This is a genomic window from Sphingopyxis macrogoltabida (assembly GCF_001307295.1).
Taxonomy (GTDB): domain Bacteria; phylum Pseudomonadota; class Alphaproteobacteria; order Sphingomonadales; family Sphingomonadaceae; genus Sphingopyxis; species Sphingopyxis macrogoltabida_B.
Genome location: NZ_CP012700.1, coordinates 186,348 through 198,651, shown reverse-complemented (window position 1 = coordinate 198,651; position 12,304 = coordinate 186,348). Strand labels below are relative to the sequence as shown.

11 protein-coding genes are annotated in these 12,304 nt (G+C 66.9%); 3 read left to right on the top strand and 8 right to left on the bottom strand.

Annotated features, from left to right (window positions below; translation table 11 throughout):
* Positions 1-11: 11 nt before the first annotated feature.
* Entirely contained in the window at positions 12-1,199 is a 1,188-nt protein-coding gene (locus tag AN936_RS00955; RefSeq protein WP_054586505.1) for an aminotransferase class I/II-fold pyridoxal phosphate-dependent enzyme, read from the bottom strand.
* A gap of 23 nt (positions 1,200-1,222) precedes the next feature.
* Positions 1,223-2,314 carry a prolyl aminopeptidase gene (gene pip, locus AN936_RS00950; protein ID WP_054586504.1) on the bottom strand — a complete coding sequence of 364 codons (1,092 nt, stop codon included), beginning with the start codon at positions 2,312-2,314 and terminating at the stop codon, positions 1,223-1,225.
* Between the two features lie 232 nt (positions 2,315-2,546).
* Here pip and AN936_RS00945 point away from each other — a divergent pair, with 232 nt between their 5' ends.
* On the top strand, positions 2,547-3,392 hold the full coding sequence (locus tag AN936_RS00945; protein ID WP_054586503.1) for a GGDEF domain-containing protein: 846 nt from the start codon (positions 2,547-2,549) through the stop codon (positions 3,390-3,392).
* Here the strand turns inward: AN936_RS00945 and AN936_RS00940 are convergent.
* Complete coding sequence (locus AN936_RS00940; RefSeq protein ID WP_054586502.1) at positions 3,379-4,263, bottom strand: LysR family transcriptional regulator; 885 nt, start codon at positions 4,261-4,263, stop codon at positions 3,379-3,381. The two genes, AN936_RS00945 and AN936_RS00940, sit on opposite strands and share 14 nt — an antisense overlap.
* A 95-nt stretch (positions 4,264-4,358) precedes the next feature.
* Between AN936_RS00940 and bla the strand changes: the two genes are divergently transcribed.
* Together bla and AN936_RS00930 are read left to right on the top strand one after the other, a co-directional pair.
* Positions 4,359-5,237: a subclass B3 metallo-beta-lactamase gene (bla, locus tag AN936_RS00935; protein ID WP_054590015.1), complete on the top strand. Its 879-nt coding sequence runs from the start codon at positions 4,359-4,361 to the stop codon at positions 5,235-5,237.
* A 74-nt stretch (positions 5,238-5,311) separates the two neighbouring features.
* On the top strand, positions 5,312-6,976 hold the full coding sequence (locus tag AN936_RS00930) for a M28 family metallopeptidase (protein WP_054586501.1): 1,665 nt from the start codon (positions 5,312-5,314) through the stop codon (positions 6,974-6,976).
* A gap of 198 nt (positions 6,977-7,174) precedes the next feature.
* Here the strand turns inward: AN936_RS00930 and AN936_RS00925 are convergent, their stop codons facing one another.
* The 5 genes from AN936_RS00925 to AN936_RS00905 all read right to left on the bottom strand — a co-directional run bounded on the left by AN936_RS00925 (position 7,175) and on the right by AN936_RS00905 (position 12,174).
* The gene (locus AN936_RS00925; RefSeq protein WP_054586500.1) at positions 7,175-8,215 is read right to left on the bottom strand and encodes a rod shape-determining protein; all 1,041 of its coding nucleotides are present in this window, start codon (positions 8,213-8,215) and stop codon (positions 7,175-7,177) included.
* A gap of 190 nt (positions 8,216-8,405) precedes the next feature.
* Positions 8,406-8,867, bottom strand: coding sequence for a hypothetical protein (locus AN936_RS00920; RefSeq protein ID WP_084758601.1), 462 nt, complete (start codon positions 8,865-8,867; stop codon positions 8,406-8,408).
* A 72-nt stretch (positions 8,868-8,939) separates the two neighbouring features.
* A complete protein-coding gene (locus tag AN936_RS00915; protein ID WP_054586498.1) occupies positions 8,940-9,317 on the bottom strand; it encodes a reverse transcriptase-like protein in 378 nt (125 codons plus the stop codon).
* 17 nt (positions 9,318-9,334) lie between these two features.
* Positions 9,335-11,437, bottom strand: coding sequence for a TonB-dependent receptor plug domain-containing protein (locus AN936_RS00910; RefSeq protein ID WP_234715700.1), 2,103 nt, complete (start codon positions 11,435-11,437; stop codon positions 9,335-9,337).
* A complete protein-coding gene (locus tag AN936_RS00905; RefSeq protein ID WP_054586497.1) occupies positions 11,434-12,174 on the bottom strand; it encodes a hypothetical protein in 741 nt (246 codons plus the stop codon). Before AN936_RS00905 ends, AN936_RS00910 begins: the two co-directional genes overlap by 4 nt.
* Between the last annotated feature and the right edge of the window lie 130 nt (positions 12,175-12,304).

Sequence of the window (12,304 nt, the reverse complement as noted above, 5' to 3'; positions counted from 1 at the left end):
GCTGCCGCGCTTCACGCCGGTCGCAGGCTCGCCGTCTCCGCCAAGGCCAGCGACGGGCCCGCGGCGGCGTTCGTCCGCGCTGCGAACCATGGCGCCATCCGCGCGATCGCTTCCTCGACCAGCGGGGTCGACACCGCAAAGCTGAAGCGGATGAATCTGGCGCCGTCGACCGGGTCGAAATCGATCCCCGGCGCCGCGGCGACGCCGGTATCGGCCAGCAATTGCTTGCAAAACGCCATGCTGTCGTCGGTCAGATGCGCGACATTCGCATAGATATAGAAAGCGCCATCGGGCGGCGCGATCTCGCGCAGGCCCATTGCGGGCAGGGCGCGCAGCATGATCGCGCGGTTCCGCGCATAGGTCTCGACATGCCCTTCCAGTTCGCCGGCGCAATCGAATGCCGCGAGTCCGGCGTGCTGGGCCAGCGAGGGCGGGGTCAGGAACAGGCTGCCCATCCGGGCGCGCACCGTGTCGATGAGGTCCACCGGCGCGACGATCCAGCCGAGGCGCCAGCCCGCCATGCTGAAATATTTGGAGAAGCTGTTGATGACGACCGCCTCGCTGTCCCATTCGAGCACCGAAGCGGCCGGCTCGGCGTAGCTCAGCCCATGATATATCTCGTCGGAAACGATGCGGATGCCGCGCTGTCGGCAGACGTCGACGATGGCCGCCAGCTCGTCGCGGGCGATGATCGTGCCGGTGGGGTTGGCGGGGCTGGCGACGATGATCCCGGCGGGCGCGGGGTCGAGCGCCGCGATCGCCGCCGCGCTGAGCTGGAAGCGTTCGTCCGGGCCGCACTCGATTTCCTGCGCGTCGAGATACAGCGCCTTCGCGGTGTTGCGATACGCGACATAGCCGGGCCGCGCGAAGGCAAGGCGGTCGCCGGGCTCGAACAGCGCGGTCAGCGCCAGCACCAGCGCCGGCGAGGCGCCGCAGGTCAGGATGATCTGTTCGCGCGCGACGCTGACGCCATATGTTTCGGCATAGTGGCGCGCGATGCGGTCCTTCAGCGGGATGCTCTCCCAATATCCCATCGCATCCGAATCGAGCACCGCATGCGCGCGCGCGATCGCCGCTGCCGGGGCGCCGGTCGAGGGCTGGCCGAACTCCATATGGATGATCGAGCGACCCTCGGCGGCGAGCTCGTGCGCCATCCGGCTGATCGCTATCGCGTGAAACGGTTCGATCGCTGCAACCACCTTGTCTTCCCCTTACGTTCGGCTCAAGCCGCCAACGCCGGCAGCGCGTCCATCACCGCGGTCAACGCCAGCGCATTTTCGCGCTCCATCGCGCTGTGCCCGGCGTTCGTCATCACGAAGGACGCCGGCTCGGTGCCGGCTTCGCGCAGCGCCGCCGCCAGCCGCGATGCCTGCGTCAGCGGGCAGACCTCGTCGAAGCGGCCGTGGACGATATGCACCGGGATCGACGCGAGGGTGGCGATATGGTCGAAGAAATGCCCCGCCGGCAGGAACAGCTGGTTCGCGAAATAATGCGCCTCAATCTGCGCAAAACACAGCGCGAAATCGGCCTCGCCGAATTTTCCGGTGTCGGTTTCCTCGGGAATCATGTTCGAAATCTGGCCTTCCCACAGCGACCAGGCCAGCGCCGCCGCGAGCTGCTTTTCCTTCTCGGCCGCGGTCGCAGGCACCATGTCGAAAATCGCCTTGTACGATGCCATCACGTCGCGCCGCTCGCCGGGCGTCAGGATTTCAAGCAGCGCGCGCCACTCATCGGGATATTTGATATAGGCGCCGGGCGCGGTCATCGCGAACGGATCGCGCTCCCACGTCGCGGCATTGCCTTGATAAAGATACGCCAGATCCTCCGCCGCCCCCAGGAAAATACCGCGCAGCACCAGGCTCGCGCAATGTTCGGGATGCGCGATGCCATAGGCCATCGCCAGCGTACTCCCCCAACTCCCCCCGAAAACGTGCATGCGCCCGCTGATTTCCAAATGGTCGCGCAGCTTCTCGATGTCGCCGATCAGGTCGGCGGTGGTGTTCTTCGCCAGCGCGATCGCCGGCCCCGCCGACGCGACATTCGGCTCGCTCTTGCCGCACCCGCGCTGGTCGAACAGGATGACGCGATAGCGTTTCGGATCGAAGAAGCGCGCCATCGCGGGCGCACACGCTCCGCCGGGACCGCCGTGGAGGAACATCACCGGCTCGCCCGCCGGATTGCCATATTCCTCCCAATAGATGCGATGCGCGGGATCGATATCGACCTCGAGCCAGCCGAAGTTCAGGCACGGCGGTTGCGGATAGACCCAGTCGTCGCCGATCTTGCTCGATGCCTGCGACCGCGAAAAATCCATGGAATGACTCCCTTGCCCGGCGTCGTCGCCCGTCCGGCAGGGCTTAGCTTCCCTTCCCCACTTGTCCAGCCCGCACCCCATCCATGACAGTTATTTCGGAATCAATGGCCTGTTCTCAACGGCTTGTCGGCAGTGGCGTCACGGCTCGCCGCAGATGCTTAGCCCCTTAACCTTCGGGAAACGTTGTTCGGCTGGCGTCGCCTCGCGAGGGGGGCCGGTGCATGGAGACATTATGCGATTCTACGAAGCCACGCGGTTCCTCTTTCCCCGCCATTATGAACGCCGCATCCTCGCGATCTGCTTCGTCGCGGTCCATTTGCCGCTCGTCGGGTGCATCGTCGTGCTGAGCTGGCGCAGCGAATGGGACGGGTCGCTGTTCGGCGTCCTCCTCGCTGCGACCTTGCTCGGCACGATGGGCGCGATTTTTGCGGTGTCGGAGCTGCTGATGCCGATCCGCCGCGCAACCGTGATGCTCCAGACGGTGCAGCGCGGCGGCCGCGTCGGCCCGGTTCCCGTCGGCGGCGAGGATCTCGTCGGGCAATTGCTGCACGGCGTCGCGCAGGCGGCGAACGAGACGGCGCGGCGGATCGAGCAGCTCAAGGATGCGGCCGAACGCGACGTGCTGACCGGCCTGCGCAACCGGCGCGGTTTCCTCGACACGGTCGCACCGATCCTCGCCGACGACAGCTATTCGATGATCGCGATGCTCGACCTCGATCACTTCAAGGCGGTGAACGACGATCATGGCCATGATCGCGGCGACCAGTTCCTGACCGACTTCGCCGATTATCTCTCCGCCTCGCTCCGCCGCTCCGACATCGCGGCGCGCTGGGGCGGCGAAGAGTTCATTGCCCTCTTTCCCGGCACCTCGCCGCGGCAGGCGCGCGAGATATTGGGCCGGTTGCAGTCGGAGATGCGCGGCAATGCTGCCTTCACTATCGGAGGACGAAGGGTCACCTTTTCGTGCGGCCTCGCGCAGGTCCGCGGTTATGCCAACCTTGCAGAAGCAACGCGCCGCGCCGACCAAGCGCTCTACGCGGCCAAGGAAGGCGGCCGGGACCTCATCATGACCGCCTAGGGTCGCGCGCGAGCTCCGCCGCCAGCCAGCCGCGAAAACTCCGCATCGCCTCACTCTCGGGGCGCGACAGCAGCCGCGTCAGCCAGTAACGGCCGACATCGACGGTGACCGCGAACGGCTGGACCAGCGTTTCATTGGCCAGTTCGCGCGCAAACATCGAAACGGGGACCAGCGCGGCGCCGATCCCGGCCGCCGCCGCCGCCGCCATCAGCGCCGAACTGTCGAACACCGCGCCGCGCGGCGGCGGTGCCTCGACGCCGGCGGCCGCGAACCAGCGTGCCCACTCGTCGGCGCGGTACGATCGCAGCAGCGGCGCGCGCGCCAGGTCGGCCGGCGCCTTCAGCCGCGCCGCCATCGCAGGCGCGCAAACGGGCGCCATCGCTGCCTCGACCAAAGGCTCGGCCCAGGTCGCGTGCCAGGCGCCGTCGCCGAAGCGGATCGCATAGTCGAGCGCCTCGCCCGCCAGGTCGACGCGGTTGTTGTTCGTCGACAGCTTGAGGTCGATGTGCGGGTGCGCGCGCGCAAAGGCGTCCATGCGCGGCAGCAGCCAGCCGATCGCAAAGGTGCCGACCACCCCGACCTTCAGCGCCTCGCGAAACCGTCCGCCGGCATATTGCTCCAGCGTCGCCGCGACGCGGTCGAACGCCTCGCCAAGCACCGGCACCAGCGCCTGCCCGTCGTCGGTCAGTGCCAGCCCGCGCGGTAGACGGTGGAACAGCCGCGTGCCGAGCCGCTGTTCGAGTTGCGCGACCTGATGGCTCACCGCCCCCTGCGTCACGCACAATTCGATCGCGGCGCGCGTAAAGTTCAAGTGCCGCGCTGCCGCCTCGAAGGCGCGCAGCGCGTTGAGCGGTAGCTGGGCGCGGTCCATGATCTATCATGAGATGAATTCATGGCTTTGTCGAGAATTGATGCTTTGTCCGACCGCCGCCCCTCGGGCATCCCGATGGCGAAGGGAGAGTGAAGATGATCGCAACCATCGGTATTTTGACTTGGCTCGTCGCGGCGGCAGGCGGCAGTTTCGAGCCCGAAAACGATCCGCTGACCCGGCCGATCATAACGTCCAACAGCGCCGAATGGATCGAACCGCGGCCGCCCGAAAAGCTGTTCGGCAACAGCTATCTTGTCGGCTTCGGCGGACTCAGCGTTGCGCTGATCGACACCGGCGACGGCCTGATCCTCGTCGACGGCGCCCTCCCCCAGTCGGCCTCCGCGATCCTCGCCAATGTCCGCACGCTCGGCTTCCGGCCCGAAGACATCAAATATATTCTGAGCACCGAACCTCATGCCGATCATGCTGGCGGCATCGCCGCACTCGCTCGCGATACCGGGGCGACCGTCGTCGCGAGCGTGCGCGGCGCCGAAGCGCTGCGGTCGGGCGGTCCCGCTGCCGACGATCCCCAGCGTGCCTATGACATGCGCTTTCCACCCGTCGCGCGGGTGCGGACGATGTCCGACGGCGAAACCCTGCGTCTCGGCAAGACCGTCGTCACCGCGCATGCCACCCCCGGCCACACGATGGGCAGCATGAGCTGGAGTTGGTCAGCCTGCGAAGCGAAACGCTGCCGGACAATCGTCTTCGCTTCCAGCCTCAACCCCGTGTCGGCCGACGGCTATCGCTATACGGCGCCGGCCAGCGCGCCGATCGTCGCCGGCTTCGCACAAAGCTACCGGACGATGGACGCCCTCGCCTGCGACATCCTCATCGCCGCGCACCCCAGCAACGCCGGCGGCGAGGGCGCGCGGTTCAACGCCCGGCCGGGCGCCTGCCGCGCCTATGCCGACCGCTCGCGCCGCGCCCTCGCCGAACGGCTGGCAAAGGAGGGCGCCTCGACGCCGCCCTGATCAGACTTGGCGGTGGCGCCGCCAATCGTCGTCATGCTAGGCTCGCGGCTCCCCCAGCCGGAGCCAGTCCCTTGATGCCCCTTCGCCTTTTCGTCGCACTCTCTCTTGCCGCCATCGCCGTACCGGCCCTCGCGGAAACTTCCCCCGCCCCGGTCATCAGCGCCGACAATCTCGCCCAGACCGTCCGCACCCTCGCCGCCGACCAGTTTCAGGGCCGCGCGCCGGGCACGGTGGGCGAGGAGCGAACGATCGGTTACCTGATCGGGCGGCTGCAGGCGCTCGGGCTCGAACCCGCGGGACTGGACGGCGGCTGGACCCAGCCGGTGCCGCTGCTCCACACCCGCCTCGGCAAGGCGGCAACGCTGCAATTCGACCGCAACGGAACCCAAACCCCGCTCGCCGCGGGGACCGACATCTACCTCTCCTCGCTCCAGCCAAACGACCGCGTCGCGGTCGCGAATGCTCCGCTCGTCTTCGTCGGCTACGGGGTCAGCGCCCCCGAACGCGGCTGGGACGACTTTAAGGGACAGGATCTGAAGGGCAAGGTCGCGGTCTTCCTCGTCAACGATCCCGATTTCGTCGCGACCAAGGGCGAGGATGCCTTCGGCAAGTTCGGCGGCCGGACGATGACCTATTACGGCCGCTGGACCTACAAGTTCGAGGAGGCGGCGCGCCGCGGCGCGATCGCGGCGCTGATCGTCCACGACACCGACGGCGCCGGCTACGGCTGGAACGTCGTCGCCAGCCCCGGCGGCGAAAATTACGACATCGTTCGCGCCCCCGACAAGCTGACCAGCCTCGCGCTGCAAGGCTGGATCTCGGGCGAGACCGCGACGAAGCTGTTCGCCGGCGCCGGACAGGATCTGGCCAAGCTGCGCGCCGCCGCGCGCCGCAAGGACTTCCGGCCCGTCGATCTCGGCACCGGCTTCACCGCTACGATCCCGGTGACCCACGAAGTCGTGCAGAGCCAGAATGTCCTCGCGAAGATTCCCGGTACCAAACGCCCCGACGAGGTAGTGATCTATGGCGCCCACTGGGACGCCTATGGCGAAGGCGCGCCCGACGCGCAGGGCCGTATCTATCGCGCCGGCGCCAACGACGACGCGCTCGGCGTTGCCGGGCTGTTCGAAATCGCCCGGCTGTTCAAGGCCGCGCCGCCGCCCGACCGCACCGTCGCCTTCGCTTTCTGGACCGCCGAGGAACGCGGGCTGCTCGGCTCCGAAGCCTATGCGCAGGCCCCGCTCTTCCCCGCCGAAAAGACGGTCGCGAACTTCGGTCTCGATATTCTCCAGACCGCGGGACGCGCGAAGGACGTCGTCCTCGTCGGCAAGGGACAGGGCACGCTCGAGGACGATCTCGCGCGTTTCGCCGCGGCGCAGGGCCGCACGGTGACGCCCGAAAGCCTACCCGAACGCGGCCTCTTCTACCGCGCCGACCATTTCAGCCTTGCCAAGCGCGGCGTCCCCGTCCTCCTGATGATGGGCATCGCGGGCGCCTCGGACCTCGTCGATGGCGGCAAGCCGGCCGGCCAGAAGTGGGTCGATGACTATACGGGCAAATGCTATCATCAGGCGTGCGACGCCTGGGGCAGCGACTGGAACCTCGATGGCGCGGTGCAGGATATCGAACTGTTTTACGAAATGGGCAACGAACTCGCCCGTTCGGCACGCTGGCCCGAATGGAAGCCCGGCAGCGAGTTCAAGGCGATCCGCGACGCGAGCGCAGCTTCGCGGAAATAGCGACAGCGAGCAACGGCGGGAAATGGCCGGTTTTTGCCGTTTGGGCCAACCTTACCCGTTCGCATCGAGCGAAGTCGAGATGCCCCTCAGGCTGGGCGCAAGGCCGACGGGTGTCTCGACTTCGCTCGACACGAGCGGAAATAGAGGACGGTCAGGAATCCACCCCAAAAGCTCACCTCGACCCCGTGGCCAGCCAGATCAGGCGGCCAGCAACACCCCGTGATAGGCGCGATCCTCGAACGCCAGCCCCGCCCCCATCGCGACGCAGATCAGCGCATCTTCGGCGACCTGCACATGCAGCCCGGTGGCGCGCGCAATCGCCTGATCCATCCGCCCGAGCAGCGCGCCGCCGCCGGTCAGCGTGATGCCGTAATCGATAATGTCGGCCGACAATTCGGGCGGCGTCTGTTCGAGCGCCGCGCGCACCGCGGCGACGATTTGCCCGACGGGTTCGGCCAGCGCCTCGGCGACCTCGGCTTCGGAAACCCGGACCTCTGACGGCCGGCCGGTCACCAGATCGCGGCCCTTGACCCCCATCACGATGCCGTCGCCCTCGGGCGGGGTCGCACAGCCGATCGCCAACTTGACGCGCTCGGCGGTCATTTCGCCGATCATCAGATTATGCTTGCGGCGGATGTAGGAGGAAATCATGTCGTCCATCTTGTCGCCGCCGACGCGCACCGAATTGCTGTAGGCGATGCCGCCGAGCGACAGGATCGCGACCTCGGTCGTGCCGCCGCCGATATCGACGACCATCGCGCCCGTCGGCTGCGTCACCTGCAACCCGGCGCCGATCGCGGCGGCCAGCGATTCCTCGATCAACTGGACCGTCACCGCGCCGGCGTTGGTCGCGGCATCGCGGATCGCGCGGCGCTCGACCATCGTCGATCCCGACGGCACGCAGATCACGACATTGCTGCGCTGGCGCAGCGGCCCCGATCCGCCCTTCGCCTTGTCGATGAAATGCTTGATCATCTGTTCGGCGACATCGATGTCGGCGATCACCCCGTCGCGCAGCGGCCGGATCGCCTGGATATTGCTCGGCGTCTTGCCCATCATCAGCTTGGCTTCGTTGCCGACCACCTTGACGCGCCGTACGCCATCGCGCGTCTCCAGCGCGACGACCGACGGCTCGTTCAGGACAATCCCCTTGTCACGCGCATAAACCACGGTGTTCACGGTTCCCAGGTCGATGGCCATGTCGTGGGCGGCCGATGCGAACCGATTGAAGAATTTCATATGGGGCGGGGGCCTTTGGCTATGAGGGGTGCAGAATCGGGCGCACGCGCATATGCCCGCAACGACCGCAATTTTCGAATTGTGACGATGGCCCGAAGGCGTCAACGCCAGTGGCCCAGACCGGTGTTTTCTCAGGTCCGGTCGAGCGCAGCGCGCGGCCCGGCGCTACTCCGGCACGCTTTGCCGCGATCTAGCGGAGGACGAATTTCAGTCCCTGCAACTTTACCACCCGTTCGTCGATGCACACCGGCGCCGCGATCAATCGCATCCACCGCGGCCCGGCCTGTGCCGGCCTGATCTCGACATCGATGGTAAAGCCGCGCCGGTACCGGATCGCATAGGCGCGGAGCTTTTCCATCGCCGCGCGCGATCCTTCGCCGTAAAGCGCGACCGCCTCCTCGCGCGTCACCGCCGCGCGGCGCCTTATACCGAAGATGTCATAGACTTCGTCCGACCAGTCGAGCCGGTTGTTGTCGATCAGGTCGCATTCCCACCGGCCGAGCCGTGCGGGCCGCACGGGCACCACGATATCGACGAGGTCGGGAACGGGGTCCAGGGTGTCGACCCCGTGCAGCTGGCCAAGCTCGAAAAAGCGGTCGCGCTCATAGAGCGGCCAGCTGTGATGAACGGGCAAGGGGTGGGTCTGCTTCAACGTGCCGGCTTCCATTTGGTCGCTGCGGGGATAGCGGACCGGCGCTTAACAACTGGTGTGCGGACCCTGCCGCTAACGACCTCGCGCAAGCGCGATGCCTGCCAGATTCTGGGCCCGTTTGATGTGCCGCACACGCGGCGCCGGGCCTTCGCCGGCCAGCGCGCGGAAGGCGGACAGATGCGCTGCCATCGCGCCGGGTGCCCGCACCGCCCCGTTCGCCTGTGCAACCACCGCCGCCGCGTCGCCGAGCAGCACGAAGTCGACAAGCCCTTGCCTCCGTGCCAGCCGCAGCGCCGCGAGCAGCGCCAGCCACTCGGCCTCCATGCTACTGCCCTGCCCGGCGTCGCGATCGACCTCGGCGACGCCACCGGTGACGACGGCGATCTCCATCGTCCCCGGATTGGGGCGACAACCGCCGTCGAAATAGATTTTGGTGCGGCGGCCCGTCATCGAACCGCCATAGCGCCCTAGAACTTGCCGCGCACCGAAAAGGCGAAGATCGGCCCGATAAGCCGGTTGCGCTTTTCGACGAAGTCGATCGGGCTGTCGCCGCGCACGCCGGTATAGACCGTGCGATCGCGCTTCGACCGGGCATTCAGCGCATTGGCGATCGTCGCGCGGACGGTCAGCCCCATCACATTCTTGTGCTCGACGAACACATTGGCGAAGACCGGGCCTTCCCAGACCTTGTCGGACTGGTTGCGGCGATAATTGGGCTGGTAATGCCCATATTCGCCCCCCGCGCCCCACGCCCAGTCGGTCCCCGCGATGTCGTGGCGCAGGTTGATTTCGGCAATCGTGTCGGTCCACCCCGAATAGGATCGCTTCTCGCCCGTGAAGGGATCGCGCACCGACGACTTCTGGTACAACAGGCGCGTGTCGATCTTGACCCCCTTCAGCCCGGCGGGGTCGAGGTTGATCGTCGATGTCCAGTCGATCGCCCAGGCGCGCGACTTGTCGATATTGCCGACCGCCTCGCCGTCGGTGCCGACCGGGATCACATCGACCCGGTCCTCGACGTCGCGATAGATGAAGTTGAGCTTGGTCGACCCCCAGGCCCCCAGCTTCTTGTTCGCCTCGGCTTCGAAGGTCCAGTCCTGCTGGGGGCGGAGGTCGTTGTTGACCTCGTTCTGGTTGTCGTCATTGAGGAAGGCGCGCGCGAGGAAGTCATAGAAGGACAGTTGCAGCACGCGCCGCCGCAGCTTCACCGACAGGTCGAAATCCGCCGACGGTGCCCAGGCGAGCGTCACCGATCCCTTCGGCCGGAAAAAACTGCGCGTCTGGCCATCGACGCCCGTTTGGGTGATCGTCGAATGTTCGGCGCCCGCGACCAGCTGGAACGACAATGTGTCGGTCAGCTTGCGCCCGAAGCTCAAAAGCCCCTCATACCGGTCCTCGCTGACCCCGCCGATGCCGCCCGGGAAGGGCTGGTCGACAAAGACACCCGACGGATTAAGCACCGCAATCGACGCGACATTGTCGAGCGTGTTGAACGCCGCCTCGCCCGACAATTGCCAGTCGCCGCCGAACATCTTCCACTGATATTCGGCGCGCGCGATCGTTTCGCCAAGGTCGCCGACCTGCGCGAAGCGGTCGCCGGTCGGCGTCGATCCGTCGACGGGCGTGGTGATGATCTCCTGGGCATAGGGCTCGTGGCTGAAGCGCCGGAGCCCGATCAGCTTGAGCTTCCCCGGCCCGAAGCCGAACTGATAATCCCCCGACAGCTCGTAATTCCAGCTATCGGCCTTGTCGCGTACGGTGCGCAGCCGGTCGGGCTGCCCCGGCGAGACGCGGATTCCGTCCTCATAATAGCGGTCGTACTTGCGCTGGTAATGGCCGCCAAGGTTGGCGACGCTGTCGCCCGGCCCGTCCCAAGTCACGCGCGCCGACAGCTTCGGCGTATCATAATGGGTGTTCCAGATATCCGAGCGTTCCTCGATGATATTGCCCGCGCCGTCATAGATCAGCGTCGGCCCGCCGGCGCCGCTGCGCGCGCTGTCGTCATTGTTGAGCGCCACCTCATATTCGATCGCGCCCGTCCGCCCGCGCACCGAAATATCGCCGCGCGTGAACAGCGGGTCGGTATAATGGGCGCGAAATTCGGGCTTCCACGAAAACTGCCCCGAAAAGCTGTCGGCGCGATAGACGATGTTGGCGACCTGCCCCGACAATCCGGGAATATCGAGCGTCGCGCCGTCGACGATCTCGATCCGCTCGACATTGCCGCCGGGGATGCGCGACAATTGGGTGTACATGTCGTCGCCCTTGTTCGACGGCCGCTTGCCGTTGAACAGCACATTGCCCGTCGCGATGCCCAGCCCGCGCAAATCCTCATTGTCGCGGATCGCAAAACCCGGAACCTGCTTTAGCATGTCATAGGCGTTCTTCGGGGCGTAGCGCGCGAAGTCGGCCGGCGTGTAAATCTGCCGCGCCGCGCGGCTGACCCCGCCGGCGGGCGCCTCGACCGGCGCCGGCGGCGGCGTATCGCCGGTAGCGGGAGCCTCCTGCGCGGTTGCGGGCATACCGCAAAGCGCTGCGCCGATCGCGGCCAGGCTGACCATCCGCATCATTTGCCGCTCCCGCTCGCCGCACGGTTCATCGCCCGCGCATATTCGGGCGAGACGCCGAGCGCCTTCATCCCGACGACATCATGGGCGCTGAGCTTCCGGTACCCAGCCGCCGCGAGCCCGCGCACATAGGCGCCGTCGACATCGAGCGCCTTGCACGCGATGGCATCCTCGATGGTGGTGAGCGTCATCGCCTCCGATTGCAGGTCACGGACATAGGCCGGCGTGACGTCGAGCGCCGCGGCGGCGATCAGGTCGCCGTCGTCCTTCGGCTGCACGCCCGCGGCGGTCAGTCCGTCGGCCAGTTCGATCGTCGCATCGACGAGTAGCATGGCGAGCAGGTCGTCGCGATCCTCGGGCGCGAGGCCGCGCGACGCGAGGTCGCGCTCGAACCCCGGATCGGCGGCGAAGCGACAACGGCCGGCGCCATCATGGGCCGCCTTCAGCACCCCCGTGCAGGCGAGCGTGCCCGCCGCATGGACGATGGTGAAGGACACCGGCCCGGCCGCGCCGCGCAGCACCGCCTTGGTGCCCGCGAGTTCGCGGCGCGATCCGTCGATTGACACGCTGCTGTTCGATTTCCGGCGGCTGACCTGCAGGTGCGGCTCGCCCTTGCCCTTTGCCGGCGCCGCTTTCCATTCGATGTCGTTCAGGACGAGCGGGTCGGCGGCGGTGCTCGGAACCGAGCAGGCGAGAACCGACAGCAGCGCGGCGCCGACGGCAAGATATGGGACTTTCATGGGTGCACTCCTCCCTCCGTGCGCCGCGCGAGCGTCATCGCTCGCCGCCGCAGCGGCTTTTCAAAACAGGGCTTCGATCAACGGATGTCGGGTTTGGACGAATGTCCGAGCGTCAGGTGCCCGGGCGTCA

Excerpts from the sequence above, each read along its gene's own strand:
- AN936_RS00910 (WP_234715700.1), bottom strand. The coding sequence starts at position 11,437 with ATGATGCGGATGGTCAGCCTGGCCGCGATCGGCGCAGCGCTTTGCGGT.
- AN936_RS00925 (WP_054586500.1), bottom strand. The coding sequence starts at position 8,215 with ATGAAATTCTTCAATCGGTTCGCATCGGCCGCCCACGACATGGCCATC.
- bla (WP_054590015.1), top strand. The coding sequence starts at position 4,359 with ATGATCGCAACCATCGGTATTTTGACTTGGCTCGTCGCGGCGGCAGGC.
- AN936_RS00915 (WP_054586498.1), bottom strand. The coding sequence starts at position 9,317 with ATGACGGGCCGCCGCACCAAAATCTATTTCGACGGCGGTTGTCGCCCC.
- AN936_RS00905 (WP_054586497.1), bottom strand. The coding sequence starts at position 12,174 with ATGAAAGTCCCATATCTTGCCGTCGGCGCCGCGCTGCTGTCGGTTCTC.
- AN936_RS00930 (WP_054586501.1), top strand. The coding sequence starts at position 5,312 with ATGCCCCTTCGCCTTTTCGTCGCACTCTCTCTTGCCGCCATCGCCGTA.
- AN936_RS00945 (WP_054586503.1), top strand. The coding sequence starts at position 2,547 with ATGCGATTCTACGAAGCCACGCGGTTCCTCTTTCCCCGCCATTATGAA.
- AN936_RS00940 (WP_054586502.1), bottom strand. The coding sequence starts at position 4,263 with ATGGACCGCGCCCAGCTACCGCTCAACGCGCTGCGCGCCTTCGAGGCG.
- pip (WP_054586504.1), bottom strand. The coding sequence starts at position 2,314 with ATGGATTTTTCGCGGTCGCAGGCATCGAGCAAGATCGGCGACGACTGG.